At 67.2% G+C, this 26,684-nt stretch carries 27 protein-coding genes; 16 read left to right on the forward strand and 11 right to left on the reverse strand.

Translation table 11 applies throughout. The features are described 5' to 3' along the window. Positions 1 to 6: 6 nt before the first annotated feature. Both E6N53_RS12260 and E6N53_RS12265 read right to left on the reverse strand, forming a co-directional pair. On the reverse strand, positions 7 to 264 hold the full coding sequence (locus E6N53_RS12260; protein WP_136592091.1) for an HAH_0734 family protein: 258 nt from the start codon (positions 262 to 264) through the stop codon (positions 7 to 9). A 76-nt stretch (positions 265 to 340) separates the two neighbouring features. Further along, positions 341 to 601 carry a hypothetical protein gene (locus E6N53_RS12265; RefSeq protein WP_142859698.1) on the reverse strand — a complete coding sequence of 87 codons (261 nt, stop codon included), beginning with the start codon at positions 599 to 601 and terminating at the stop codon, positions 341 to 343. 301 nt (positions 602 to 902) lie between these two features. On the opposite strand from E6N53_RS12265, the gene E6N53_RS21065 reads away from it, so the two are divergent. The 5 genes from E6N53_RS21065 to E6N53_RS12290 all read left to right on the forward strand — a co-directional run bounded on the left by E6N53_RS21065 (position 903) and on the right by E6N53_RS12290 (position 2,745). Then, a complete protein-coding gene (locus E6N53_RS21065; RefSeq protein WP_321167800.1) occupies positions 903 to 1,139 on the forward strand; it encodes a hypothetical protein in 237 nt (78 codons plus the stop codon). Positions 1,140 to 1,247: 108 nt separating this feature from the next. Next, entirely contained in the window at positions 1,248 to 1,529 is a 282-nt protein-coding gene (locus E6N53_RS12275) for a 50S ribosomal protein L44e (protein ID WP_136592093.1), read from the forward strand. A gap of 2 nt (positions 1,530 to 1,531) precedes the next feature. Further along, positions 1,532 to 1,705, forward strand: coding sequence for a 30S ribosomal protein S27e (locus E6N53_RS12280; RefSeq protein ID WP_136592094.1), 174 nt, complete (start codon positions 1,532 to 1,534; stop codon positions 1,703 to 1,705). An 11-nt stretch (positions 1,706 to 1,716) separates the two neighbouring features. Next, positions 1,717 to 2,517, forward strand: a complete 801-nt coding sequence (locus E6N53_RS12285) for a translation initiation factor IF-2 subunit alpha (protein WP_142859700.1) — start codon at positions 1,717 to 1,719, stop codon at positions 2,515 to 2,517. A gap of 21 nt (positions 2,518 to 2,538) precedes the next feature. Then, positions 2,539 to 2,745 carry an RNA-protein complex protein Nop10 gene (locus E6N53_RS12290; protein ID WP_136592096.1) on the forward strand — a complete coding sequence of 69 codons (207 nt, stop codon included), beginning with the start codon at positions 2,539 to 2,541 and terminating at the stop codon, positions 2,743 to 2,745. Between the two features lies 1 nt (position 2,746). Here the strand turns inward: E6N53_RS12290 and E6N53_RS12295 are convergent, their stop codons facing one another. Further along, complete coding sequence (locus tag E6N53_RS12295) at positions 2,747 to 4,159, reverse strand: PAS domain-containing sensor histidine kinase (RefSeq protein ID WP_142859702.1); 1,413 nt, start codon at positions 4,157 to 4,159, stop codon at positions 2,747 to 2,749. Between the two features lie 162 nt (positions 4,160 to 4,321). Between E6N53_RS12295 and E6N53_RS12300 the strand changes: the two genes are divergently transcribed. Next, positions 4,322 to 5,101, forward strand: coding sequence for a proteasome assembly chaperone family protein (locus tag E6N53_RS12300; protein WP_142859704.1), 780 nt, complete (start codon positions 4,322 to 4,324; stop codon positions 5,099 to 5,101). A gap of 7 nt (positions 5,102 to 5,108) precedes the next feature. On the opposite strand, the gene E6N53_RS12305 is transcribed toward E6N53_RS12300, so the two are convergent. From E6N53_RS12305 to E6N53_RS21070, 3 genes are all read right to left on the reverse strand, one after another. Beyond that, positions 5,109 to 7,499, reverse strand: a complete 2,391-nt coding sequence (locus E6N53_RS12305) for an ATP-binding protein (protein WP_142859706.1) — start codon at positions 7,497 to 7,499, stop codon at positions 5,109 to 5,111. A 63-nt stretch (positions 7,500 to 7,562) separates the two neighbouring features. Next, positions 7,563 to 8,477: a PhzF family phenazine biosynthesis protein gene (locus E6N53_RS12310; protein ID WP_142859708.1), complete on the reverse strand. Its 915-nt coding sequence runs from the start codon at positions 8,475 to 8,477 to the stop codon at positions 7,563 to 7,565. 184 nt (positions 8,478 to 8,661) lie between these two features. Next, positions 8,662 to 8,826: a DUF7563 family protein gene (locus E6N53_RS21070; protein WP_201740300.1), complete on the reverse strand. Its 165-nt coding sequence runs from the start codon at positions 8,824 to 8,826 to the stop codon at positions 8,662 to 8,664. A 125-nt stretch (positions 8,827 to 8,951) separates the two neighbouring features. On the opposite strand from E6N53_RS21070, the gene E6N53_RS12315 reads away from it, so the two are divergent. The 5 genes from E6N53_RS12315 to E6N53_RS12335 all read left to right on the forward strand — a co-directional run bounded on the left by E6N53_RS12315 (position 8,952) and on the right by E6N53_RS12335 (position 12,702). Continuing rightward, the gene (locus E6N53_RS12315; RefSeq protein ID WP_136592101.1) at positions 8,952 to 9,653 is read left to right on the forward strand and encodes a phosphoribosyltransferase; all 702 of its coding nucleotides are present in this window, start codon (positions 8,952 to 8,954) and stop codon (positions 9,651 to 9,653) included. Then, the gene (locus E6N53_RS12320) at positions 9,650 to 10,282 is read left to right on the forward strand and encodes an HD domain-containing protein (protein ID WP_142859711.1); all 633 of its coding nucleotides are present in this window, start codon (positions 9,650 to 9,652) and stop codon (positions 10,280 to 10,282) included. The genes E6N53_RS12315 and E6N53_RS12320 overlap by 4 nt, the downstream gene beginning before the upstream one ends. A 49-nt stretch (positions 10,283 to 10,331) precedes the next feature. Then, positions 10,332 to 11,285, forward strand: coding sequence for an AEC family transporter (locus E6N53_RS12325; RefSeq protein WP_136592103.1), 954 nt, complete (start codon positions 10,332 to 10,334; stop codon positions 11,283 to 11,285). Between the two features lie 177 nt (positions 11,286 to 11,462). Beyond that, positions 11,463 to 12,317: an S-methyl-5'-thioadenosine phosphorylase gene (gene mtnP, locus E6N53_RS12330; RefSeq protein WP_136603420.1), complete on the forward strand. Its 855-nt coding sequence runs from the start codon at positions 11,463 to 11,465 to the stop codon at positions 12,315 to 12,317. Between the two features lie 118 nt (positions 12,318 to 12,435). Continuing rightward, positions 12,436 to 12,702, forward strand: coding sequence for a helix-turn-helix transcriptional regulator (locus tag E6N53_RS12335; RefSeq protein ID WP_142859713.1), 267 nt, complete (start codon positions 12,436 to 12,438; stop codon positions 12,700 to 12,702). Positions 12,703 to 12,721: 19 nt separating this feature from the next. Here E6N53_RS12335 and E6N53_RS12340 read toward each other — a convergent pair whose 3' ends face one another. From E6N53_RS12340 to E6N53_RS12350, 3 genes are read right to left on the reverse strand one after another with little or no spacing between them, the layout of a single operon-like run. After that, entirely contained in the window at positions 12,722 to 13,774 is a 1,053-nt protein-coding gene (locus E6N53_RS12340) for a segregation and condensation protein A (RefSeq protein WP_142859715.1), read from the reverse strand. Next, positions 13,767 to 17,345: a chromosome segregation protein SMC gene (gene smc / locus E6N53_RS12345; protein WP_142859717.1), complete on the reverse strand. Its 3,579-nt coding sequence runs from the start codon at positions 17,343 to 17,345 to the stop codon at positions 13,767 to 13,769. Before smc ends, E6N53_RS12340 begins: the two co-directional genes overlap by 8 nt. Positions 17,346 to 17,372: 27 nt before the next feature. Next, complete coding sequence (locus E6N53_RS12350; RefSeq protein WP_142859719.1) at positions 17,373 to 17,789, reverse strand: DUF7518 family protein; 417 nt, start codon at positions 17,787 to 17,789, stop codon at positions 17,373 to 17,375. A 176-nt stretch (positions 17,790 to 17,965) separates the two neighbouring features. Between E6N53_RS12350 and gatB the strand changes: the two genes are divergently transcribed. Then, positions 17,966 to 19,483, forward strand: coding sequence for an Asp-tRNA(Asn)/Glu-tRNA(Gln) amidotransferase subunit GatB (gatB, locus tag E6N53_RS12355; RefSeq protein ID WP_142859721.1), 1,518 nt, complete (start codon positions 17,966 to 17,968; stop codon positions 19,481 to 19,483). 99 nt (positions 19,484 to 19,582) lie between these two features. On the opposite strand, the gene E6N53_RS12360 is transcribed toward gatB, so the two are convergent. Next, the gene (locus E6N53_RS12360; protein ID WP_142859723.1) at positions 19,583 to 19,771 is read right to left on the reverse strand and encodes a hypothetical protein; all 189 of its coding nucleotides are present in this window, start codon (positions 19,769 to 19,771) and stop codon (positions 19,583 to 19,585) included. 168 nt (positions 19,772 to 19,939) lie between these two features. On the opposite strand from E6N53_RS12360, the gene E6N53_RS12365 reads away from it, so the two are divergent. Continuing rightward, positions 19,940 to 22,459 (forward strand): DNA topoisomerase I, encoded by a 2,520-nt coding sequence (locus E6N53_RS12365; RefSeq protein ID WP_142859725.1) that lies wholly within the window; start codon positions 19,940 to 19,942, stop codon positions 22,457 to 22,459. Between the two features lie 25 nt (positions 22,460 to 22,484). Here E6N53_RS12365 and E6N53_RS12370 read toward each other — a convergent pair whose 3' ends face one another. Then, positions 22,485 to 23,684, reverse strand: coding sequence for a PQQ-binding-like beta-propeller repeat protein (locus E6N53_RS12370; RefSeq protein WP_142859727.1), 1,200 nt, complete (start codon positions 23,682 to 23,684; stop codon positions 22,485 to 22,487). A 120-nt stretch (positions 23,685 to 23,804) separates the two neighbouring features. On the opposite strand from E6N53_RS12370, the gene E6N53_RS12375 reads away from it, so the two are divergent. From E6N53_RS12375 to aspS, 3 genes are all read left to right on the forward strand, one after another. Next, on the forward strand, positions 23,805 to 24,518 hold the full coding sequence (locus E6N53_RS12375; RefSeq protein ID WP_136592112.1) for a phosphoglycerol geranylgeranyltransferase: 714 nt from the start codon (positions 23,805 to 23,807) through the stop codon (positions 24,516 to 24,518). An 87-nt stretch (positions 24,519 to 24,605) separates the two neighbouring features. Continuing rightward, positions 24,606 to 25,103: a DUF7522 family protein gene (locus E6N53_RS12380; RefSeq protein WP_236639759.1), complete on the forward strand. Its 498-nt coding sequence runs from the start codon at positions 24,606 to 24,608 to the stop codon at positions 25,101 to 25,103. A 96-nt stretch (positions 25,104 to 25,199) separates the two neighbouring features. Then, positions 25,200 to 26,504, forward strand: a complete 1,305-nt coding sequence (gene aspS, locus E6N53_RS12385; RefSeq protein ID WP_142859729.1) for an aspartate--tRNA(Asn) ligase — start codon at positions 25,200 to 25,202, stop codon at positions 26,502 to 26,504. The last annotated feature ends 180 nt before the right edge of the window (positions 26,505 to 26,684 follow it).

Genomic DNA, 26,684 nt, shown 5'->3' on the forward strand with positions numbered 1-26,684 from the left:
GGAGACTCAGACGCCGCGCTTCTGGACGACGGTCAGCGCCTCGGCGTCGACGGAGTCGACCTCGAGGAAGTGGGGGACGTACTCGCGCTTGTCGAACGTCTCGCGCTCGTCCTCGGTGCCGATGGTGCACCACAACTGGACCTCGTCGGGGCCGTGGAAGTCTCCCTGCCGGTCGATGGCGAAACAGACCTGCTCCTCGCCGTCCCACTCGATGATGGCGTCGCGCCGGATTCCAGGGTCGCCGCGGACGATGAGCTTCTTCATACTCCGGGGTTCCGGCGACGCGGGCTTAATCTCTTCGGGATTCGGTGACTCGGGGTCGTACCGACGACCCGACCGGCTACCGCAGCAGTTTCACCGTGACCAGGACGGTCGGGACCACGATGGGAATCGTCAGGATGGCTCCCGTGATTACGACGAAAGGGGCGACGCCGCCGACGGGATACGCGAGCACGTCCACCGTCACCCAGTCGACGACGTTCACCATCGCGGCGTACGCGACGGCCGCGAGCAGGACGATTACGCTGAACGATCCGGCGACGACGCCGACGGCACGGCGGACCGCTCCGCCGCCCGTCTCCGGCTGTGTTTCGACACTCATGATCTACTGAACCCGTACAGTAGTGCACTTCGACTGAACGATTAAATCAGTTCGTATTCGTCGTGGCGCTATCGAATCGCAGTCGGATGGACGCGGTAGAACGTGTTTATCCGCCAATACTGACTATATGAGGGCCTAATCGGCGAAAAGAGCGGGCACGAGGCTCGCCTTCAGAGACCGAGACGACTGCCAGACGCTCTGTTAGAGTTGTGCAATAAAATCACCATATTTTTCGACCGTCTCGTCGATTACGAAGACACCCGTCGCCGTCATCGGCGCGTACGGGAGCGCCGGCGTGGTGGTGGCCGAGCGACTCGCCGACGAGCCGGACGTGGGGCTGACGCTGGTGGACGACGGCGACCCCGCCGGGGGCTCTGTATCGTTACACCCCGACGCGGACGTGGTGGCGAAGACGATGCAGTTGGCCGTCGAGACGGAACCCGACGCCCGGGAGATTCCGAACCGGGCGTATCACCCGACGACACCGGAGAGATTCGACGGGCTGCTCGGCGGTGCGGCGGCAACCGTCGGCGGGTGAGCAGAGCGGTACGAGGCCGGTCGATTCGCGGCGGCGCGGCCAGACGGCCGCGAGCCGAACCAAACGCGTTTTAACGGGCGACGTCAAAAACCCGTCAAGGTAGATATCATGCAGATGCCTCGCCGATTCAATACGTACTGTCCGCACTGCAACGCGCACCACGAACACGAGGTCGAAAAGGTCCGCACCGGCCGCCAGACCGGCATGAAGTGGGACGCGCGCCGAACGCGTGCCGGCCGTTCCACCATCGGGAACGCCGGGAAGTTCTCGAAGGTGCCCGGTGGCGACAAGCCGACGAAGAAGACCCACCTGAAGTACCGCTGCTCGGACTGCGGCAAGGCCCACATGCGCGAGGGCTGGCGCGCCGGCCGACTGGAGTTCCAGGAGTAATCATGGCAGGTTCGTACTACCGCGTCAAGTGTACCGACTGTGAGAACGAACAGGTCGTCTTCGGCAAGGCCTCGACGGTCGTCAACTGCGCCGTCTGTGGCACGACGCTGGCGACGCCGACGGGCGGCAAAGCACAGATCGACCACGAGATCGTCGAGACCGTCGAGGCTCGTTGAGAGGCCCAATCATGAAGTACAGTGGCTGGCCCGACAAAGGCGAACTCGTGGTCGGCAAGGTCGACGACATCGCCGATTTCGGCGTCTTCGTCGATCTCGAAGAGTACGAGGACAAACGCGGCCTGGCGCACATCTCCGAGGTCGCCTCGGGCTGGATCAAGAACGTCCGCGACCACGTCCGCGAGGGACAGACCGTCGTCGCGAAGGTGCTCGACGTCAACGAGTCCTCCCAGCAGATCGACCTCTCCATCAAGGACGTCAACGAGCACCAGCGCAAGGAGAAAATCCAGGAGTGGAAGAACGAACAGAAGGCCGACAAGTGGATGTCGCTGGCCTTCGGCGAGGACGTCTCCGACGAGCAGTATTCGGCGGTGGCGAACGCCGTCCTCACCGAGTTCGAGAGCCTCTACGAGGGGTTCGAGCAGGCGGCGATCCACGGTGCCGCCGCGCTGGAAGACGTCGACCTCGACGAGGACGAGGTCGAGGCCTTCGTCGAGACCGCCCGCGAGAACGTCTCCGTCCCGTACGTGAACGTGACGGGCTACGTCGACCTGCGCTGTCCGACCGGCGACGGCGTCGAACACATCCGGGAGGCGCTCAAGGCCGCCGGCGGCAACGGCGACGTCCCCGAGGGCGTCGAACTCGAAGTCACGTACGTCGGCTCCCCCGAGTACCGCATCAAGGTACGCGCGCCGGACTACAAGACGGCCGAGTCCGAACTCGAGACCGCCGCCGACCGAGCGCGGTCGGCAATCGAGACGCACGGTGGCACCGCGCAGTACCACCGTGAGCGGCACGAAGACGACGAGTAAGGCGGACGAGCAGAGGATGAGATGAAGTCCGACATTCGGGTCTGTGCGGCCTGGCGCGACGAGCACGACCGGCCAGTGTACGCGCTCGCCGATACGTGTCCCCGCTGTGGCGCGGAGACCGAGAACAGCGCCCCTGCCCCGTTCGACCCCACCGACACCTACGGCGAGTACCGACGGCGACTGAAACGAAAGCGCCGAGCCGAAGCGGACGCGGGCGACGGCGACTGAGTCACTCGTCGACGGGGTCGAGCGAGACGGAGATGGTGTTGCCCTTGTCCGCGGTCCGGAACTCCAGTTCGCCACCGGACCGGTCGACGGCCCAGTAGACGAGCCACAGCCCCAGTCCGCTCCCGTGGTAGACGGAGCGGACGTCGCGTTCGCCACGGAGGACGCGGATCTCCTGGACGGGAATCGGCGGACACTCGTCGGCGACGCAGAGGGAGACCGAGTCGCCGTCAGTCGCGACGGAGACCACGACCGTCGGGTCGGCCGTGTCGGCGTGTTCGATCGCGTTCGTGAGGAGTTCGTAGATCGCCAGCGAGAGCTTCGGGACCGCTCGCACGGTCGCGGTCTCCGGGAGCGTCGTCTCGACCGTCGCCTCCGGGTAGGCCGCCCGAACGCGCCCGCAGATGTCGGTCACCACCGCGACGAGGTTAACGGCGACCCTCTCGTCGTCGTCTGTGAGGAGCGCGACGATGTCACGTTCTTTGTCGACGGTCCGCAGGAGGTGCTCGCCCGTCTCGACGATGCGGGCGACGTCGTCGGCGACGGCGTCTCCACCGTTCGAGCGGGCCTGTTCCGCGTGCCCGAAGATGAGGTTCATCTCGTTGCGGAGGTTGTGTCGGAGGAGTCGGTCCATCACGAGGAGTTGCCGCTCACGTTCGCGCCTGTCGGTCACGTCCCGGGCGAAGCCGACGACGGCGGTGACCGTCCCGTCGTCGTCGGTGAACGGATACCCCTGCACCCAGACCCACGTCTGATAGCTGTTGGTGGCGTCGACGCGGTACTCGGTGTTGACCGGGTCGCCGTCCGAGAGTCGGGCCATCGCCTCCGCGACGCCGTCGCGGTCGGCGGGGTGGACGCCCCGGAGGAGGTCGGTCGGGTCGTCCTCGAGGTCCGCGACGGTGCGTCCCCACACCTCCTCGTACGCCGAGTTGATGAACAGCACCTCGTCCCAGTCGGCCGAGAACATCCAGAGGACGTCGTTCGTGTGCTCCGTGATGGCGAGGAACCGCCGGTGGATGCGACGCTGGGTCGCCTCGGCGTCCCGCCTGGCGCTGATGTCGCGGCAGGTGACGACGTACTCGTCCGAGCCGAGCGCCGGTTCCATCGACATCTGCGCGGCCAACCAGACCCACGAGCCGTCCGCCGCGCGGTACCGAAACTCCGTTGGGGTCGGGACCGGTTCGTCGTCGGCCTGTGGCTCGGCGTCGACGAGTCCCTGAAACACCGATTCGACGCGAGGCCGCTCGTCGGGGTGGATGAGTTCGAGCGCGTCCTGGCCGCGGAGGTCCTCGGGGGAGTAGCCGAGCACCCGTTCGAGCGCCGAATTGGCGTACTGCAGCCGACCCGACGCGTCGAGCACCACGACGATGTCGAGTGTCCTGTCGAGGAGCGCCGCCTCGGCCCCCGTGGAGTCCATTGGTGGTACTGCCACGTCGGGGTATCAAAAGCTATCTTCCCGGACTTCACGGCTGATAACCTGGCGACGCCGAACCGACACGTTCGGCCCGCGCACCACGGATGGCTCGCCCGTCAGCACCGACCAACGCCCTCTTATGACCCGACACCGCGACTAGAGCATATGGACGACATCGAAGTCGAGGTGGCAGCGGAGCCGGAGCTGTCTGACCCGATTCTCATCGAAGGGTTGCCCGGCGTCGGTCACGTCGGGAAGCTGGCGGTCGAACACCTTCTCGAGGAGTTCGAGAGCGAGGTCGTACGACGCGTGTACGCGACCGAGTTCCCGCCGCAGGTGACCATCGAAGACGGCGTGGCCGAACTCGCGTCGGCGGAGTTCCACGCCGTCACCATCCCCGGAGCGGATAGCGAGGACGACACAGGCGTGGACCTCGTCGTGTTGACAGGCGACCACCAGGCGCAGACGAACGCCGGCCACTACCACCTGACGGAGGCGTTCCTCGACATCGCCGAGGAGTTCGGCGTCCAGCGCGTGTTCGCGCTCGGTGGCGTCCCGACCGGCGAACTGGTCGAGGAGCCGAGCGTCCTCGGCGCGGTGTCGGCCGCAGAACACGTCGAACCGCTGGAGGAGGCCGGCATCGAGTTCCGCGACGACGAACCGGCCGGTGGCGTCGTCGGCGTCTCGGGGCTCATGCTCGGCCTCGGTGGGCGACGCGGCTTCGACGTCGCCTGTCTGATGGGCGAGACGAGCGGCTACCTCGTCGACCCCAAGAGCGCCCAGGCTGTCCTCGTCGCGCTCGAAGAGAGCATCGGCTTCGACGTCAGCTTCGAGGCGCTCGAAGAGCGCGCCGAGGAGATGGAGGAAGTCGTCGGCAAGATTCAGGAGATGCAGAACCAGCAGGGGTCGGTCCCCACGGACGACGACCTCCGATACATCGGGTGAGCCCGCCTCAGGGCCCACAGACCACTTCGAACCGTGCCCCACCCGTGGCGCTCTCGGTGACGGTGACCGCCCACCCGTGTGCCTCGACCACCCGCGCGACGATGGCGAGGCCGAACCCCGTCCCCTCGTCGTTCGTCGTGAAACCGCGGTCGAAGACGTGTCCTCTGTCCTCGGCGGCGATACCGACGCCGTCGTCCTCGACGGCGAACCCGCGGCGGCCGTCGTCGAGCCCGACGAGTCGGACCGTGAGCGGTCGTTCGCCGTCGCTCGGAGAGCCGTGTTCGACCGCGTTCCGAAAGAGGTTCTCGAACAGCTGGCGGAGTCGGCTCGGGTCGGCGTCGACGGTGAACCCGGGGTCGAGGTCGACGGAGAGCCCGGCCGCGGTGGTGGCGACGGTACCCCACGCTCGATGGGCGACGTCTGTGACCCGCGTCGAGACAGGGTCGGACACGGTGTCGCCCTGACGCGCCAGGTCCAGAAGGTCGTCGATGAGCGTCGACATCCGGTCGATAGAGGCCATGGCCTGCCGGATGTGCTCGTCGCCACCCGCTGTCTCGTAGAGATGGAGACGGCCTCGAGCGACCTCCAGCGGGCTTCTGAGGTCGTGTGAGACCACGGAGGCGAACTCCTCGAGCCGGTCGCGCTGTCGTCTGAGCTGTGCGGCCTGTTCGGTTCGTCTCGTCGTGTCGCTCCCGACGACCATGAGGGAGACGATGTCGCTCCCGTCGGCGGTGTCGCCGGTCGTAGCGACCACGGGACGGTCCGCGGGGACCGAGTCGTCCGGGTCGCCGTAGACGGGGTAGATGGCTCCGCTGACCGTCCCCGAGCCCTCGCGGTGGGAGTACGCACACTCGAACGGGGCGACCTCGCCAGCCGCCGCGGTGTCGACGGCCGTCCGAACCGTCTCGACGGCCCCCGGGTCGGGTGTCCACCACGGTGCCTCCCAGAACGGCTCGTCGAGCGCCACGCTGGGGTCGTCGAGCGTCGACCGTGCCGCGTTGTTCGCCTCGCGAAGCGTCCCGTCGGGGTCGAGGACCCCGGCGAACGTCCGCGGGTTGTCGAACAGCGCGCGGAACCGACGGGTCGCCGCCCGGAGCTCCTGTTCGCGGCGCTTCCGCTCGAGTTCGTAGCTCACCCACCGCGTCAACAGCTCGACGAACGCGGTCTGTGACGCCGTGAACGGCTCGTCGCGGGGCTCGGTGTCGGCGAAACAGAGCGTCCCGTACAGGTCGTCGTCGACGCGGACCTTTCCCCCGAGATAACACTCCAGCCCGAACAGTTCGTAGCCAGGGTCGTTCTCCCAGTCGCCGTCGGTCGCCGCGTGGACGACGGCGAGGAGGCCCTCTGTGTCGAGCGTGCGCCGGCAGTACGACTTCGAGAGCGGACACGCCTCCCCCGGCTGGAGGAGCGGGTGGTCGCCGACGGCGTGGACGATGCGCTGGGTGTCGTCCGCGATTCGGGTCACGAAGCCGAGGCCGACGTCGAGCCGCTCGCACGCGAGCGCGAGCGTCCGCTCGACCCGCTCGCTGAGCGAGAGGCTGGCGTCGGTCGTCACCGCGTACAGGCCGTGGAGCGACTCCCGGGCGGATTCGAGCTCCCGTTCGAGCGCCACCCGCTCGGTGACGTCGCGCTGGAACCCCAGGTAGTGCGTCACGGCTCCGTCGGCGTCGGTGACCGGTTCGATGTCCACCTCGTTCCAGAAGGCGGTGCCGTCCGGCCGGTAGTTGCGAAGGACGACGGAGACGGGCCGCTCGGTCGATAGCGCGTCCCGAATCGCCGCGACGGGTTCCGCTTCGGTCGCCGGGCCCTGGAGGACGCGGCAGTTGCGCCCGACGAACGACGACGGGTCGTAGCCGGTGAGTCGACCGAACCCCTCGTTCGCGAACACCGTCGGCGTGTCTTCGGTCGCCTCGGCGATGACGACGCCGAGGTTCGCGTCGTCGAGGGCACGCTGTTTCAGCTCCGCGAGCGTCTCGTCCGCACCCGTCGCTCCGTCCCCAGCAGTGCGACGAGCGAGGGCGTTTCGGAGCCGCGCCGCAAGGAGCGCCTCGGACGCGTCGGAATCGACGACGTCCGTCGCACCCGCCGCGAGCAACGCGTCGACGTCTCCCGGGTCGTCCGCAACGACGACGACGGGGAGCGTCGGATGTCGCGCACGGACCGCCTCGACGAAGGCGACCCGCGTCCACTCGCCGAGGTCCGAACTGGCCAGGAGGCAGTCGGCCGACGCGAGTGACTCGAACGCCCCGTCGGCATCGGTCGTTTCGCCGTCGACGTCCGGGGCGTGACGTGTCAGTGCCGCCGCCGCTCGGTCGACGACGGGACCCTGACCCCCGACGAAGAGAACGTGGCCGCCGTCGTCGAACGGTCGGGAAGACCGGCGGCCGTCGAGACTCATAGGAGGGGTATCCGACGAGGTGTATAAAAGAATTCGGCTAGAGTATCAGTGAAGAAAATCTGGTCAGGCGACGACGATGTCGTCGTCTTCGGGGGCGGGAACCGAGAGTGTCCCGTCGAGCGCCACCGTCGCCGTGCCGCCGACGGCGACGTCGTCCGCGACGCGTGCGCGGACGAGCCCGGGTCGGTCGACGAAGTGCCCCTGTTCGAATCGGAGGTCACCGTAGGCCGTCTCGTCTTCGTACGCGTCGACGTGGCTGAGGTACGCCGCACAGGCACCGGCGGCCGTCCCGGTCACGGGGTCCTCCGCGACGCCGATACCGGGGGCGAACGCCCGAGCGTGGAGCGAGGAGTCGGCGTCGAGCGTGTCGAACGTGAACGCGTAGACGCCCGCAGCGTCGTGTTCGGTCGCGAGGTCGTCGACGAGCCCTGGCTGTGGTGCCGCACTGCCGAGTTGCTCGAGGAAGTTGACGGGGAGACAGAGCCACGGGAGCCCGGTCGACGCCACGGCAGGCGGGAGGTCCGCGCCGACGTCCGCCAGCGCCGCGGGGTCGATGCCGAGCGCCTCACCCACGCGGGAGTAGTCGAGGTCGACGGTGTCGACGGTGGGCTCCCGGCCGGTGAGCCACACGGTCGGCGCGTCGTCGTCGTCGACCCTGACCTCGACCGACCCGACGTTGGTCGCCACCTCGTGGGGTCCGGGGTCGAGTGCGCCCGTCTGGGCCAGGTGGGAGAACGCGGCGATGGTCGCGTGCCCACAGAGGTCGACCTCCTGGGTGGGCGTGAAGTAGCGGACGCGGTGGCGTGACTCCGACGCGGGACGGACGAACGCCGTCTCGCTCGCGCCGAGTTCGCGCGCGATGGCCTGCATCTGGTCCTCGGAGAGGTCACCCGCGCTGGGCACGACTCCGGCGGGGTTCCCCGTGAGCGGTTCGTCGGTGAAGGCGTCGACGAGCAGCGTTCGACACGCGGTGGGCATGCCCGCGAGACGGCCGGGCGAGTGAAGAAACCACCGTCTCCGCACGTCCGACGAGCGGCGGTCGGCCGCGTGACCACGTGGCCGTGTGGTCGTGTGGCCGCGTGAGTCCACCCACACGGTCGGCGTCATCGACCGACGCGGCGGCCCCAGCGCGCGAACGGCGGTGGGAGACGCCGCGGGCGCGTCACGGAACGGAGGTCTGTTCCTCGGGGGTGCGGGCACCGAGCCCCTCCATCAGTTCGCGCATGTTCGCACAGTGGGGGCAGCCGAACACGCGGTCGTCTTCGGTGCCGAAGACGCGGACGAAGTCGGGCGTGACGAACGAGTTGCAGTTGGTGCAGGTGTGCATGGTGGATCACTATGTTCCATGTTATCATACACAACATCGGCGTAAAGTTATGACGGCGATACCGGGGTCGAGTCGGGTATCTTAACATACACCCCGGACCGTACCTCAAACGGTGACCGAGAGACATGGGTGACCTCCCGGAGGAGTTCAACTGTACGATCACGAACTGGGACTACATCTACGGCCTCTGTCGGGACGTCTCCGACGAGGTCAAGCAGTCCGAGTTCGAGCCGGACGTCATCGTCGCGCTCGCGCGCGGCGGCTGGTTCGCGGGCCGGTGTATCTGTGACTTCCTCGGGCTCGACGACCTGACGAGCCTGAAGATGGAACACTACGTCGGGACCGCACAGAAGTCCGGCGAGCCCGAGGTCCGGTATCCGATGCCGGAGGGGAGCGTCGCCGGGAAAGACGTCCTCATCATCGACGACATCGCCGACACTGGCGGGTCGATAAAGCGCGCTCACGAGTACGTCCACGAACGCGAGCCGAACGACGTGCGGACGGCCACGCTGCAACTGCTGGGGACCAGTGAGTTCGAGCCCGACTACGTCGGCGAGAGCCTCGAAGAGTGGGCGTGGGTGGTCTACCCGTGGAACTTCATCGAGGACATGATCGACCTCGTCTCGGGCGTGATGGCGAAGGCGGACGAGGAGACGTTCGAGGAGAGTGACATCCGCCACTTCCTCTCCTCGTACCACCAGGTCGACCGCATCGAGATGGAGATCGCCCAGCCCGGACGCCTCACCGAGGTACTGTCCGAGATGGAACGGCGCGGCGTCGTCGAGAGCGCGGGCGGGTCGGCCTGGCGGCTCGTCGAAGACGAGTGACCGACCACGACGAGGGGACGACGGGGGGCGGTGCGGACGACCCCGAGCCGGACCCCCTCGATGCGCTCGCGGAGAGCTTCGCGCTGAAAGACGAGCGACGCACCGGCTGGCAGCTCCGCGGCGTCGACGACCCCGAGTCGGTCGCAGCGCACAGCTGGGGCGTGAGCCTACTCTGTCTCGCCTTCGCCGACGAGGCCGGCGTCGACCCCGACCGGGCCCTCCGGCTGGCGGTCGTCCACGACCTCGCCGAGGCACGGACCGGCGACGTCCCGACCCGCGCCGACCCGCACGACGAGCCGCTCTCGGCAGAAGAGAAAGCGCGCCGCGAGCGGGCCGCGATGGCCGACCTGGGGCGTCCGTTCCCTCCGGTCGAAGCCGCCTGGGAGGCGTACGAACGCCGCGACACCGCGGTGGCGCGGTTCGTCAAAGACATGGACCTCGTCGACATGTGTCTGCAGGCGCTCGTCTACGAGCGCGAGGAGCGGTACTCGGCGGGCGGGTTCGACAGCGAGTTCGACGCGCTCGACGAGTTCTTCGCGACGGCCGAACCGCGGCTGTCGACCGACGTGGGGCGGCGGCTGTTCGCGGAGATTCGAGCGCGGTACGAGGCGGTTCGGGACGGGAGTTGAGAACCGATAGGGTTGTAACCACGGCGGGAATCGCACCACGCAGGCACGCATGTCGCTCCTGTCTATCTTCGCGACGGCCATCCTCCCCATCTTCGCCATCTCCGTCGTCGGCTTCGTCCTCGGGCGGGTCCGCGACGTCGACCCGGGTCCGTTGAACACGGTGACGGTGTACGTCCTCGCGCCCGCCCTCGTCTTCCACAGCCTCGCGACGACGGAGTTAGGGGCCGGGACGCTCGTCGACGTCGCCCTCGCCGTCGTCGCGTACCACGTGGTGATGATACTCGTCGCCGAGGGCGTCGGACGCGTCCTCGGCGGGGCGACCACCGGTGTCAGCGCCATCGTCCTCGTGAGCGCCTTCCCCAACTCGGGCAACTTCGGCGTCCCCGTCTCCGAGTTCGCGTTCGGTGAGACGGGCCGTGCGACCGCCGTCCTCTATCTGACCGTCCAGGCCGTGTTGATGTACACCGTCGGTGTCTACATCGCCTCGCGCGGCAACAGCGAGGGGGCGCTGGCGGGCGTCAGACGGGTGTTTACCGTCCCGCTCGTCTACGCCGTCGTCGCCGCGCTCGCCGCACGCGCCCTGAACCTGGTCCCACCGACGGGGACGACCGCGATGGCGACGCTCAAACTCGTCGGCGACTCGGCGATTCCGGTCATGTTGCTCATCCTCGGACTCCAGCTCGCCGAGACGAACTACGGCGCGACCCTCCGGCAGGTCGGCACCGCCACGGTACTCAAGATGGGTGTCGCGCCTGTCGTCGCCGCCGGCGTCGCGCTCGCCATCGGCTTCACCGACCCCGTCGTCGGCCGGGTGTTCGTCTTGGAGAGCGCGATGCCCGCCGCCATCACGCCGCTCATCCTCCTCGTCGAGTTCGGTGAAGGGGAGGTCGGCGGCGTCCCCGTCGAGTCGTTCGTCTCGACGGCCGTGCTCGTGACGACGCTCGTCTCCGTGCCAGTGCTCACGGGTCTCATCGCCCTTCTGGACGCGGGACTCCTGTTCTGACCGTCGAAGCCGTCAGGTGGCGACGACCCGAGCGAGTCGCGGAGGGGGTCGGCGACGACCACGTATCGTGGGCGTACTCGTGGCGTGTCGACGGGACGGAGCGCGTTCGGTCCGGGAGGGGACGGCCATCGGCCGGTGAGCCACCACGGTTTTGTACGCGCTCGACGCACTCGCGGTATGCTCGGCTTCATCGGTGGCAGCGGAATCTACGAGTCGCTCCCCCTGAACGACACCCGGGAAGTGGCGGTGACGACGCCGTTCGGTGACCCCTCGGCCCCACTCGTCGTCGGGGAGTTCGCCGACACCGGCCGCGAGGTCGCGTTCGTCCCCCGCCACGGCCGACACCACCAGTACTCCCCGACGACCCTCCCCTACCGGGCGAACATCTACGCCCTGAAGGAACTCGGCGTGACGCACGTCATCTCGTCGAACGCCGTCGGAAGCCTCCGAGCGGAGCTCTCACCCCAGACGCTCGTCGTCCCCGACCAGACGTACGACAGGACGAAACGACGCCCGCTCACCTTCTTCGACGAGGGAATCGTCGTCCACCAGCCGTTCGCCGAACCGTACTGTCGCGAACTCTCGGCACACCTCGCCGAGGCCGCCCGCGACGCCGCCGGAACCGACGTCGTCGAAGGGGGGACCTACGTCTGCATCGAAGGCCCGCAGTTCTCGACAGTCGCCGAGAGCGAGTTCTACCGCGCGCAGGGGTGGGACGTCGTCGGCATGACCACCATCCCCGAGGCGAAACTCGCCCGCGAGGCCGAGATGGCCTACGCGACCATCACCGGCGTCACCGACTACGACGTCTGGAAGGAGGACTCACAGGTGACGCTGGAGGAAGTGCTGAAGAACGCGCAGGCGAACGAGGACGCCATCAAGAAGACCGTCGAACGCGCCATCGAGACGCTCCCGGACGGACACCGGTGTGACTGTCACACGGCCCTCGACGGGACCATAAACACGCCCAGTAGTGCGGTCTCGGAGGCGACGAAGGAGCGACTGGACCCGCTCGTCGGCGACTACCTCTGAGCGGGCTGTCGACACCGACCGAGTCGTGGGCGACCGGGATGAATGCCTGCCTAAACGTGCTAAACAGCTGATTAGTTAATACTGACGTGTCGGAAGGGTGGCACAGGAAGTCTCTCTCATGTCCACTCTAGACGAGTATCTCCGGCTGCTCGCGAACGTACAACGGCGTCGAATCCTCCAGGCCCTCGCCGACGGCGGGTCGGTGACCGTCCACGACGACGACCCGACGAGACACGCACGACTCTACCACGTCCACCTCCCGAAGCTCGCGGCAGCCGACCTCGTCGACTGGGACCCGGTGGGGGGCGTCGCCGTGCCCGGCCCGGCGTTCGACGACATCGTGCCGCTGCTCGACGCCATCGACCAGCTGTCCGACGAGAGCTGACCCCGGACCGGCCTCGGGGTCAGTCGGCGACCGCCTCGTCACCGACGGCGACGACGGCGGGGTTCTGCACCCAGAGGTCGCCGAAGACCTCGTCTTGCTGGAGGTGGACGACGCCGCGGTGAGCGAGAAAGAGCAGCGCGAGGAACGTCTGCACCCGCCGCCCGCCGGCGTCTCTGATCTCCGCGAACAGCACCTCGTCGCGCCCCTTGTCGTAGTGCGTCCGGAGCGCCCGCTCGACATCGGCGATGGTCGCCTCGATGTCCTCCATGTGGGCGGTCCCGGTGACGTCCGCCTCGTCGGGTTCGCCCTCGTCGCGGAAGTCGTCCGCCGAGCGGTAGTCGAGCGTCTGTGTCCCCCGGTCGTACCCGTGGGGAGAGTCACTCGTGTCGTACGTCCGCCCCTCCTTCCACCACGACCCGTGCTCGGCCTCGCGAAGTTCGCGGACGAGTTCGTCGAGCGTCTCTGGCGACCCGCGAGCGTGTTTGCGGTCGAGCCGCCGGTCGATCTCCGATTCGAGCGCGTCGATGGGGTCGTGGTCGAACTCCCCGTCTCGCATCTCGGCCTCCCACGGCTCTTCCGGTTCGGGGTCGTCCGGTGCGAGAATCTCGTCGCTCTTCATCCGGAGGAGCACGCTCGCATAAAAGAGCGCCCGGCCCGAGGTTCGGAGGTCGCTCTCGTCGAGGCGTTCGAGGAACGCGTCGGTCACGGCCACGATGTCGATGTCCCAGGGGTCTATCTCGCCGTCCTCGGCGAGTTGGACGAGGAGTTCGACCGGTTCGACCTCGTCGCTCTCGGCGGCGTCGACGTCCGCCGCATCGGTCAGCAGCGCCGACTCGTCGTCCGGTGACGCGGTCGCTTCGTTCGTCGACGCTGAGTGACCGTTCGTCGACGCGGATTCACCGTTCGCCGAGTCGGCCCCCCCGAACGGCGACGCCGACTCCCCGTTCGAGCCCTCGCGCGGCGTGGTCAGGTCGAGCGAGAAGTCGGCGACGTCGTCGGTGTCGCCGTCGCGGTAGAAGTCGTCCGTGCCGTCGGCGTCGTCGTCAGCCCCCTCGTCCGACGGTTCAGTCATCCGCGGGCACCTCCTCGCCGTCGCCGCCGAGTCGGATACCCGTCACCGCCGAGACGTTGTTGCCCTGCATGGTGACGCCGATGGCGCGTTCGGACCGCTCGAGGAGGGCCGACCGGTGAGAGACGACGACGAACTGCGCGTCGCCCGCGAGGTCGTCGACCATCTCGCCGACCCGTTCGGCGTTCGCGGCGTCGAGGAAGGCGTCGATCTCGTCCAGCGCGTAGAAGGGTGCCGGGTTGTACCGCTGGATGGCGAAGATGAACGCGAGCGCCGTGAGCGACTTCTCGCCGCCCGACATCGCGTCCAGCCGCTGGATCGGCTTGTCTCCCGGCTGCGCCTTCATCGTCAGCCCCGCCTCGAAGGGGTCTTCGGGGTTCTCGAGGTGGAGGTCACCCGTCCCGTCGGAGAGGCGCTCGAAGATGTCGGTGAACTGCTCGTTGATGGCGTCGAACGCCTCCATGAACGTCTCCTTCTTCAGCGACTCGTACCGCTCGATGCGCTCGCGGATGCCGTCGCGCTCCTCGACGAGGACGTCGCGCTTCTCACACATCTCGTCGAGGTCGTCGGAGACGCGGTCGTACTCGTCGATGGCCAGCATGTTCACCGGCTCGAGCGCCGCCATCTCGCCCTCCAGTCGTTCGATCTCCGACTCGACGGTGTCGTGGTCGGGCACCTCGTCGGGGTCGTAGTCGCCGACTTCGGCGGAGAGTTCGTCGATCTCCCACTCGAGCCGGTCGACCGACGACGCCAGCGAGTCGAGCTTCGACTCGACCTTGTTCACCCGCTCTCGCTGCGCGTCGCGGGCCGCGCGGGCGTCGCTGAGCGTCGCCTGGAGCTCCGTGCGCTCGTCTTTGAGTTCGGCGAGTTCCTCTTCGAGGTCGGCGACGGACTCGCGCTTCTCCTCGAGGCGAGTTTTTTGCTCCTCGATTGCCTCTTCTGTCGCCGCGATGGTCTCCGTCGCGTCGGCCTTCCGGTTCTGTGCCGACTCGATCGTCTCTTCGAGGTCTTCGATCGCCTCCTCGGCGTACTCTTTCTCCAGCGAGAGCTCGTTGAGACGCGCGTCGAGGTCGCCCATCCGGTCTTCGTGTTCGTCGATGTCGGCACGGAGGTCGTCCGCCCGCGCCGAGAGTTCGGGAATCTCCGAGTCGGCGAGTTCAGCTTCGAGGTCGTCGATGGCGGCCTCGACGACGGCGACCTCCGACTCCTTCTCCTCGATGTCGTCGTCGAGGGCTTGCATCTCGTCGGAGACCGACTCGCGCTGCGCTTCGAGCTCGTCGATACGGTCTTCGAGCGTCTCGACGCGGGTCTCCGCCTCGTCGAGCGCCGCTTCGGCCCGCTCGATGTCGGCCTCGACGGACCGCACCTGTTCGCGCGCGCTCGAGGCCCGTCCGCGGGCGTCGTCGAGGCGGCTCTCGACGTCGTCGAGCTCCCCCTCGAACGACCGCCGGGTCTCCTCTAACTCCGAGATCTCCTCGGCGAGCCGTTCGAGCTTCCCCTTCCCCGACTTCGAGAACGAGTAGCGCGACCCGGAGCCCGAGCCGCCGGTCATCGCGCCCGACTTCTCGACGAGGTCGCCGTCGAGCGTCACCATCCGGTACTGGCCCATCAGGTCCCGGGCGGTCTGCATGTCCTCGACCACGAGCGTCGAGCCCAGGACGTACGAGAACACCGGGTCGTAGCGCGAGTCGAAGTCGACGAGGTTGCGCGCGAAGTCGACGACACCCGGCATCGACGGTTTGCGGGGGAGGCTCCGGTCGTCCATCTTCGTGATGGGGAGGAAGGTGGCCCGACCCGCGTTGCGCGATTTGAGGTAGTCGATACAGGAGGAGCCGACGCCGTCGTCGTCGACGACGACGTGCGCCAGTCGACCGCCGGCGGCCGTCTCACAGGCGGTGGCGTACTCGCCCGAGACCGACCCGAGCTGGCCGACCGTGCCGTGGACCCCCGAGAGACCCGCGTTGAGGATGGTCGTGACGGCCCTGGGGTAGGAGTCGTCGCCATCGCGGCTCGCGCGGGCGTCGAGTTCGGCGTACTCGTTCTGTTTCCCGCGAAGCTCGTCTTCGACCGACGAGAGCTGCTCTTTCAGCTCGGACTTCTTCTCGCGGAGGTCGTCGATGACGTCGTCGATCTTCGCTTTGTTCTTCTCGGCCTTGTCGAGTTCGGAGTGCAGTTCGGAGATACGTTTCTTCTTCTCGGGGATGGCCTCGTTCGCCTCCGAGAGTTCGTCGCGTGCCTCCGAGAGCTCGTTCGAGCGCCGGCGGGCGTCGTCGAGGAGTCGGTCCTTCTCGCGCTGGAGGTCGTTCCGTTCGGACTTCAGCGACTCCCGGCGTTCTTTCTTCTCCTGGAGGTCGGCTTTGAGTTCGTCGAACGCCGTGTCGACGCTCTCGATCTCGGCTTCGACCTCGGCGAGTTCGGCTTCGGTGGCCTGAATCTCCGATTTGACCGAGGCCTTCTCGACTTTCGTCTGGCGGATCTCACTGTCGAGGTCGGAGAGACGCTCGTTCTTCCGGTCGAGTTCGACGAACGCCTTCCGCCGCTCGTTTTCGGCCGTCTCCTTCCGCTCTTCGGCGGCCTCGATGTCGTTCTCCAGCGAGCGAATCTCGCCTTTGATCTCCTCCATCTCCGCTTTGATCTTCAGCTGCTCGTCCTCGCCCTTCCGCTCGATCTCGCGGGTGAGCTCCTCGAGCTCGGATTCGAGTCGGGAGACCTTCCCCTGGCGCTCGTCGAGCTCGGACTGGACGTCGTCGAGCTCCTGGGTCGCGGCCTCGACTTTCTTCTCCGTCGAGGCGAGCGTCGACCGCTTCTCCTCGAGTTCGGCGGCCTTCAGATACCCCTCGTACTCGTGTTTCTCGTCGCGGAGGGACTGGTACTGGAGGGCGGTCTCGCGCTCGTCTTCGAGCTGGTCGAGGCGGTCTTCTTTCTCCTCGATACGGAGGTCGACCTCCTCGACACGCTCTTTGACCGCCTCTAACTCCTCGAACGCGTCGGCCTTCTTCGCGTCGAACTCGGCGACGCCGGCGATCTCGTCGATGATCTCTCGGCGTCGGTACGGCGTGGTGTTGATGATCTCCGTGACGTCGCCCTGCATGACGACGTTGTAGCCCTCGGGTGTGATGCCCGCTTGCGCGAGCAGGTCGCGGATGTCCGAGAGATTCACCGAGCGCTCGTTCAGGTAGTAGTACGAGTAGTAGTTCTCCTCGGTGCGTTTGACGCGGCGCTTGACGGTGATCTCGTCGACATCGCCGACGTCGTCCGTACCGGCCGCAGAGGCGACCTGCGAACGCGAGAGCGTACCGTCCGCGTTGTCGAGGACGACGGTGACGGACGCCTCACGGGGGCCCGAGACCTCGCTGTCCCCGTCGTGGCCGGGGTTGTAGATGAGGTCGGTGAGTTTCTCCGCGCGGATGCCCCGCGTGCGAGCGAGGCCGAGGGCGAAGAGGACGCCGTCGATGATGTTCGATTTTCCCGAACCGTTCGGGCCCGTCACGACGGTGAAGTCCTCGTAGAACGGGATGCGGGTCTTCCGGCCGAAGCTCTTGAAGTCGTCTAAGACGAGCTCTTTGATATGCATGGGGTGCTCGCGAGTGGAGTCGCGAGCTTACGCGACGATGATGTCGCTGCCGTCGGACTCGGACTCCGTTTCCTCTTCGTTCGCCTCCTCGGACTTAGCCTCTTCGTCGGTGTTGCCCTCGGGGCCGACGCTGTTCTCGAGCGTCTTCTCGTGGGCGTCGGCGTCGACGAAGCGCTGTTCGGGCTCGTCGTCGGCGTCGGACTCGGACTCGGACTCGGACTCGGTCTCGGCGTCGGCGTCGGACTCGGTGGTGTCGGCTGTGGTCTCGGCCTCCGGTTCCGGTTCGGACCGTGGCTTCGCCCGGACCGCGGGGTCGTCGACCTCGACGGCCTCTTCGAGTTGGCGGACCCGCTCTTTGGTCTCGACGAGTTCCTCCGTGAGGCCGTTGACCGCTGCCTGGAGTTCCGACGCTTTCCGTTCGAGTTCCTCCACCCGATTACTCATGCTCACTAGCCCTCGTGGCGTTTGCATAAAGATGCGTCAGACAGACGGATGACAATGGGGGCCACAGCCGCTCCGGATATCAGTTGTGACAGCCACGGCGGCGGCGAGACGCGCCGGCGCGGGCCGCCCCCGACCGTCCCGTTAGTCTTTAGCCCGCCGACGTCGAACCGCGTTCAATGACTGCTCAGGCGCTCGAAGGGCGCGAACTCGCGTGCGTCATCGGGCTCGAGGTCCACGTCCAACTCGAGACCGACACGAAGGTCTTCTGTGGGTGTTCGACCGAGTCCGTGAACGGAGAGGAACCGAACACGCGGACCTGCCCGGTGTGTCTCGGCCTGCCGGGCGCACTGCCCGTGCTGAACGAAGCCGCCGTCGAGTCCGCGGTGAAGGTCGGCAAGGCGCTCTCGGCCGACGTGGTCGCAGAGACCACGTTCCACCGGAAGAACTACTACTACCCCGACCTGCCGAAGAACTTCCAGATCACCCAGTACGACGCGCCCATCTGCGCCGACGGTCACCTGGAGGTGTCCGTCGAGGGCGACACGCGGGAGATCGGCATCGAGCGCGCCCACCTCGAGGAGGACCCCGGGAGCCTCCGGCACGTCCGCGACGGAACCCGGCCCCTCGAGAACCGAACGGTGAGTGTCGACCGCGCGGACTACACGCTCGTCGACTACAACCGGGCGGGAACGCCGCTCATGGAGATCGTCACTCGCCCCGACTTCCGCTCGCCGCAGGAGACGCGTGCCTTCCTCGCCAAACTCGAAGAGGTGCTGGAGTATCTGGGCGTGTTCGACGCGAGTCGGGACGGCTCCCTGCGCGTCGACGCGAACATCTCGATGGTGCCCGCCGAGGAGGTCGACGACGACGGCGCCATCGCCACGGAGACGCTCGAAGCGGCCAACCGGACGGAGGTGAAGAACATCTCCTCGCACAAGGGTGCGGAGAAGGCGCTGGCGTACGAGGTGACCCGGCAGAAAAACGCCATCAAGCGCGGCCGAAGCGTCGAACAGGAGACCCGTCACTGGGACGAATCGAGGGGCATCACGGTGTCGATGCGCTCGAAGGAAGAGGAGAAGGACTACCGCTACTTCCGCGAGGCCGACCTGCCCGCCCTCCGCGTCGCCCACTGGCGCGACGAGATTGCCATCCCCGAACTCCCCGACGCCCGACGCGACCGCTTCCAGTCGGCGTACGGACTCGACGCCGAGTCCGCCTCCAAACTCACCTCCACGAAGGAGGTGGCGGACTTCTACGAGCACCTCGCGGAGACGTTCGACCCCGACCTCGCGGCGACGTGGGTCGCCGACACCCTGCTCGGGGAACTGAACTACCGAGACATGCACATTACCGACGTCTCGGACCGGCTGGACGAGGTCGAACGACTCGTCGAACTCGTCGCCACCGAGGAGATCACGGCGAAAAACGCCCGCGAGACCGTGTTGCGGACGATGCTCGACGAGGGGACCGCGCCCGACGAGGTCGTCGAGGCGGAGGGGCTCGGCAAGACCGACGAGGCGACGATAGAGACCTTCGTCGAGGAGGCCGTCGAGGAGAACCCCGACGCCGTCGCCGACTACGAGAACGGCGAGGGTGGTGCGCTCAACTTCCTCGTCGGGCAAGTCATGCAGAAGTCGAAGGGGAGCGCCGACCCCGGCACCGTCAACCAACTCCTGCGCGAGCGGTTGGAGTGACTGCCGACGCCCCTGCGTCGGACCGAGGTGCCAGACCCTTCGGCCCGGTCTCACCGGAGTGAGACGAGTCGAAGACGAGAAACGAACCGCGACGGCCGGTTACGCCGACTGTTCGGCCGCGTGGTGGACGTACGACTCCATCGTGACGAACTCGGGGTCGCCACAGACGGGGCAGTCGTCCGGCGGGTCGAAGTGGTGTTCGCCGTCCTCGCTCGTCACCGACCCGGCGTACGTCACCTGACAGTTCAGACAGACGTACTGTTCGACTCGCTCTGGTGCGTGAGCCATAGCGATTACGTTATACTTCATTGACAATAACCCTTCCGCAGCACGCGCCCGAGCGTGACCCGTCGCCCTCACGCTCGGGCGCGTCACGCCCATACGCTTTGTCCCGCCGCAGTCGTGCGTTTTTCTCCCGCGAAAGCTTTACCCACTCGCTACGCATACCGGAGGGCAATGACCAGCGGCCCCGAGTTGATCGTCACCGAGAAAGACAACGCCGCGAGGCGAATCGCGGACATCCTGAGCGGCGGGACCGCCGAGACCGAGCGGATGAACGGCGTGAACGTCTACACGTGGGGCGGCAAGCGCGTCGTCGGCCTGTCGGGACACGTCGTCGGCGTGGACTTCCCCCGCGAGTACGCCGACTGGCGTGACGTCGAGCCCGTCGAACTCATCGACGCGAGCGTCGAGAAGCGACCCACACAGGAGAACATCGTCCGCGCCGTCAGGCGACTCGCACGGAAGGCGGGGAGCGTCGTCATCGCGACGGACTACGACCGCGAGGGCGAACTCATCGGCAAGGAAGCGTACGAACTCGTCCGTGAGGTGAACGAGGACGTGCCCGTCAACCGCGTCCGCTTCTCCTCGATCACCGACCGGGAGGTGAAAGAGGCGTTCGCGAACCCCGACGACCTCGACTTCGACCTCGCCGCCGCCGGCGAGGCGCGACAGATAATCGATCTCGTGTGGGGCGCGGCGCTGACGCGTTTTCTCTCTCTCTCCGCGCGGCAGTTGGGCGAGGACTTCATCTCCGTCGGGCGGGTGCAGGGCCCCACGCTGAAGCTCATCGTCGACCGCGAGCGCGAGATCGACGCGTTCGACCCCGAGGACTACTGGGAGCTGTACGCCGACCTGACGACCGCGGGAGCCGACGGCGACAGCGCGGAGAAGTTCGAGGCGCAGTACTTCTACATCGACGACGACGGGACCGAGGCCGAGCGCGTCTGGGACCAGACCGCCGCGGAGACGGCACACATGGCGCTCGCCTCCGCGCAGTCGGCCGTCGTCACGGACGTCAAGCGTCGGACCCGGACGGACACGCCCCCGGCACCGTTCAACACTACGCAGTTCATCCGCGCCGCCGGCAGCATCGGCTACTCCGCCCAGCGCGCGATGAGCATCGCCGAGGACCTCTACACCGCCGGCTACGTCACCTACCCGCGGACGGACAACACCGTCTACCCCGAGGACCTCGACCCGCGCGAGTTGCTGGAGGCGTTCTCGGCCTCGGCGTTCGCCGACGACGCACAGTCGCTTCTCGACCAGGAGGAGATCGAACCGACCGCGGGCGACGAGGAGACGACGGACCACCCGCCGATTCACCCCACCGGCGAGCTCCCCTCACCCTCTCAGCTCTCCGACGACGAGTGGGAGGTGTACGAACTCGTCGTGCGGCGCTTCTTCGCCACCGTCGCCCCGCCGGCGGTGTGGGAGCACCTCCGGGTCGTCGCCGAGGTCGGCGGCGAGTCGCTGAAGGCCAACGGCAAGCGGCTGGTCGAACCCGGCTACCACGACGTCTACCCCTACTACAACTCCTCGGAGAACATCGTCCCGGACGTCGAAGAGGGCGAGGAACTCGCGGTGTCGAACCTCAGATTAGAGGAGAAGCAGACCCAACCGCCGAGACGATACGGCCAGTCGCGGCTCATCGAGACGATGGAGAAGATGGGCATCGGCACCAAGGCGACCCGCCACGACGTCATCCAGAAGCTCTACGACCGCGGCTACATCGAGAGCGACCCGCCGCGACCGACACGGCTGGCGCGGGCGGTCGTCGAGGCGTCAGAGGAGTTCGCCGACCTCATCGTGTCGGAGGAGATGACCGCCCAGCTCGAACACGACATGGCCGCGATCGCCGAGGGGGATGCGACCCTCGACGACGTGACCGAGGAGTCCCGCGAGTACCTCAGACACGTCTTCGAGGGGCTGATGGAGAACCGCGAGGCGCTCGGCGACCACCTCCAGAAGTCGATGAAGGCGGACAAGACGCTCGGTCCCTGCCCCGAGTGCGGTGACGACCTCCTCGTGAGGAAGTCGAGACACGGCTCGTACTTCGTCGGCTGTAACGGCTACCCCGACTGCACGTACACGCTTCCGCTCCCCTCGACGGGCCGGCCGCTCATCCTCGAAGATGAGTGTGAGGAACACGGCCTGCACGAGGTGAAGATGCTCGCCGGACGGAAGACGTTCGTCCACGGCTGCCCGCAGTGTAAAGCCGACGAGGCGGAAGAAGAAGAAGACCTCGTCATCGGCACCTGTCCCGACTGTGGGGACGAACACGGTGGAGAACTGGCGATCAAACGCCTCCGCAACGGGTCTCGGCTCGTCGGCTGTACGCGCTATCCCGACTGTGAGTACTCGCTGCCCCTGCCCAGACGGGGGGAGATCGAGGTGACCGACGACCACTGTGAGGAACACGGACTCCCCGAGCTCCACATCGTCTATCCGGATTCGGACCGCGAGCCGTGGGAACTCGGCTGTCCCATCTGCAACTACCGGGAGTACCAGGCGCGACAGAACGGGTCGGAGCTGGAGACCATCGACGGTATCGGCGAGAAGACCGCGGAGAAGCTGAAGATGGCCGAGATCACCGACGTCGAGTCGCTGAAGAGCGCCGACGCCGACGAGGTCGCGGCGCGGGTCGACGGGGTCGGTGCGGACCGCATCCGACAGTGGCAGGCGAACGCGGACTGACGCGTCTACAGATAAGCGAGGCGGTTCACGCTGTTTCGGCTTCGAGCGCGTACGCCATCGACCGCGTGTCGTTCCCACCACCTTCGGTGAGCACGAACACGGCCCCGTCGGCGACCGCGAGGCCCTGTTCGGGGCGTCCCTCGACGGGGTGTGACCATCGGCGAGCGTCGACTCTGAACCCGCCGATGCCGACGCCGCCACGGATGGCGTAGGCGGTGAGTCGCTCCTCCGAGGCCGCGTACACCGTGTCGCCGGCCGCTGCCGGCCCACACTGGGCCGTCTCGCCGCCCGTCCACTGACGGTCGCCACCGCGGACGTCCAAATCGACGAGACGGTGACCGGCGACGAAGAGGTTCCGGCCGGCGACGACGAACGAGTCGCTCGTCCAGGCGTCCGCCGACCAGACCGGTTCCCCACCCCGGCCGCCGTCGAGTTCCACCGTCGGCCCGCCGAACGTGCTGACGAACGCGCCGCGACCGTTCGTGGTGGCGAGCGCGTCGACGGGACCGGAGACGCCGTGTCGCCAGCGCCCGCGGCCGTCGCTCGGATACAGCCCGTACACGTCTCCGGCGTCGGTGCCGACGACGAGGTCAGGGATGCTCTGGACGAGCGCCGAGACGGTGCCGAAGACGCGCCGCTCCCACCGGACCGCTCCCGTGTCGGGGTCGAGAGCGTACACCGTCCCGCCACCGTCACCCGTGAACAGCGTCGGCCGCTCGGGGTCGACCAGAAGCGGTCGCAGGCCGTACTCGGAGGCGGAGAACGTCCAGCGTTCCTCACCGGTCTCGGCATCGAGTGCGAACAGCGCCGGGTCGTCGACCTGCGTGAGGAAGACGGTTCCGTCGTGGACGGCCACCGACCGCGGCCACATCGGTGGGTCGCCGCCGTCCGCGCGCCACAGTTCGTCGCCGGTGGCGGCGTCGACGACGAGCAGTGCCTCGGCCGTCGGGAGGTACGCACGGCCGTCGACGACCACTGGTCGAGCCGACGGCCCGGGAATCTCGATCGCCCAGCGCTCGGTGACGCTGTGTCGGGGACCGACGGGCCGTGGGTTGTAACACGAGCCGATGCGGTCGAACGCCGGTTGCGGCCACCACGTCGTGTCCGGGTCCTCCTCACCGTCGTAGTACGGCTCGAAGCCGCCGAGACCGCTGCCGAGCGCGTAAGAACCGACGCCGCCGACGGCAAGCGCTGCACCACCGAGGAGCTGTCGCCTGGAGGGCATTGGTAAGCAGTCACCTCCTCGGCGGTATATGTCTACTGTTCGACGGATGAGAGGGGGGCAGGACCGTCCAACTCACCGAATCCGCGCTCTTTTTGGTGGTCCCCCATCGAGAGGAAATCAATGACCGGCCCGTGGGAATCGTGGGACCACATTCTGAAGGTGGACCCCGACAAGGACCTCGTCGGCGACGAGACGTTCGCGGACGTCTGCCAGACGGGAACGGACGCCATCGAGATCGGTGGAACGACCGGGATGACCAAGAACAACATGAGTGCGGTGATAGACGCCTGCGCCGAGTACGGCGTGCCCCTCTATCAGGAGCCGTCGAACCCGGGCGTCGTCATCGACTCCGGGGCGCTCGACGGCTACCTCATTCCGACGGTGTTCAACGCCGGCGACGTCTTCTGGGTGACGGGTGCACACAAAGAGTGGGTCCGTATCGCCGACGGCCTCGACTGGGAGCGGACCCACACCGAGGCGTACATCGTGCTCAACCCCGACTCCGCCGTCGCCGAGTACACCGACGCCGACTGCGACCAGTCCGCCGAGGACGTCGCCTCCTACGCACGGGTGGCCGAGAAGATGTTCGGCCAGGACATCGTCTACATCGAGTACTCGGGGACGTTCGGCGACACCGAGAAGGTCGCCGCCGCGCGGGACATCCTGGACGACGCCACTCTCTTTTACGGGGGCGGAATCCACGACTACGACTCGGCGTACGAGATGGGCAAGAACGCCGACACCATCGTCGTCGGCGACCTGCTCCACGACGAGGGCTGTGACGCCGTCCGCGAGACGGTCGAGGGTGTGAAGGACGCACACGCGAACGAGTAGAACGTTTTGTTCTTTGAGCTCGTATAAATTCACGAATTGTTAAAATAGAGGCAATCGTTATGCCTTCTCGCGCCCATCGGTGGATGTATGGGCCGTCTGACCGAATCCACACCCACCGAACCGGCCGTCCAGCCACCACTCCCCGTCGACGCGACCAGCGCGGACCACTCGCCGACGGAGGTCGAAATCATCGCCATCTGTCGGACCGCCGTCGGTGACGCGCTCCGAAGCGTCATCCACTTCACCCGCGACGACTCGGAGTTGCTCTACCTCCGGAAGGACCTCTACGGCGACGACCGTCGGCGGGCCCTGGAGGTGAAAGCGAACCTCGTCGAGCGCGAACGCGTCGGGTTCACCCCGTACGAACGGTACGAGCCCCACGCCGCGGGGGCCGGGAGCGACCCGGCACTCGGCGATTACGAGTTCACGGTCCGAGTGTTCAGCGACGGGTTCGTCTGCCGGGTTATCGTCGGCGCGCACGGCCTCCTCCTCACGGCGGAGGACCTCGACGTCGACCGGGTCGAGGAGGTCGCCGTCGCCCTGCGCGGGCTGGTCGCGACGGCGTACGGCCCGTCCGCCGCGTGAGCGGCCCCACCGACCCGGACACGACGGCCGGGAGTGGCCGAGGTGGCGCGGGACGGAATGACGGCGTTTAAGACCGGGCCACCGGAATCAAGGGATATGCAGGACCGAACCTACACGGCCGACGCCGAACCCGGCGACACGGTCACGGTCGCCGGCTGGGTCCACGAGATTCGGGACCTCGGCGGAATCGCCTTCCTCATCCTCCGGGACACCACCGGGAAGATTCAGGTCAAGTTCGAGAAAGAGGAGATGGACGACGACCTCGTCGAGACCGGGCTGGGCGTCCACCGCGAGAGCGTCATCGTCGTCACCGGCGACGTCGAAGCGGAGCCGCGCGCGCCGACGGGCGTCGAAGTCACCCCCGAGTCGGTCGAGGTGCTCGCCGAGGCCGACCCCCAGCTTCCGCTGGACCCCTCCGGCAAGGTCGACGCCGAACTCTCGACGCGGCTGGACAACCGGACGCTCGACCTCCGAAAGGAGGAGGTCAAGGCCATCTTCGAGATCCGCGCCGAGATCCTCCGCTCGGTTCGCGAGGCGTTCCGCTCGCTCGGGTGTACGGAAATCAACACGCCGAAGATCGTCGCCACGGGCACCGAGGGCGGCACGGAGCTGTTCCCCATCACGTACTTCGGCCGCGAGGCGTTCATGAACCAGTCGCCGCAGCTGTTCAAGCAGCTGATGGTCGGCTCCGGACTGGAGCGCGTGTTCGAGGTCGGTCCCATCTTCCGCGCCGAGGAGCACAACACGCCCCGGCACCTCAACGAGGCGACCTCCATCGACTTCGAGTCGGCCTTCGCCGACTACACCGAGGCGATGGACGCCTGTGAGACGGTCGTCCGCGCCGCCTACGAGGGCGTCGCCGAGAACTGTCAGGCCGAGTTAGAAGCGCTCGACCTCCACGAGGAGTTCGACGTCCCCGACGAGAGCTTCCCCCGTATCTCCTACGAGGAGGCCATCGAGCGCATCAACGCGACGGGCGAACTCGACGAGCAGTTGGTGTGGGGCGACGACCTCCCGACCGAGGGCGAGAAGGCGCTCGGCGAGGACGTCGGTTCTCATTATTTCATCACCGACTGGCCCTCGGAGATCAAGCCGTTCTACATCAAGGACCACGACGACGACGAGCAGCTGTCGACGGGGTTCGACATGATGCACCCGCGGATGGAGCTCGTCTCGGGCGGGCAGCGTGAACACCGCTACGACCGCCTCGTCGAGGGCTTCGAACAGCAGGGCCTCGACCCCGAGGCGTTCGAGTACTACACCAAGATGTTCAAATACGGCATGCCCCCGCACGCCGGCTGGGGCCTCGGTGCCGAGCGTCTCGTCATGACGATGCTGGGACTGCCGAACATCCGTGAGGGTGTGTTGTTCCCACGCGACCGACAACGCCTGAGCCCGTAGGGCAAAGTCCTGTCCGAGCGCGGGGGCCAGTCGGACGAGCAACGCGAGTCCGACCCGGTTCCCACGGGACCTGACGCCTTCGTCCTACGGACTCAGACGCTGGCGGTCCCGTGGGTGCTCGTGGAATCTCCGATTGCACCCTGTTCCCGCGAGACCGGCAGCGACTGTCGCTGTAAGGCG

This window comes from Salinigranum halophilum, from assembly GCF_007004735.1.
Lineage (GTDB): Archaea > Halobacteriota > Halobacteria > Halobacteriales > Haloferacaceae > Salinigranum > Salinigranum halophilum.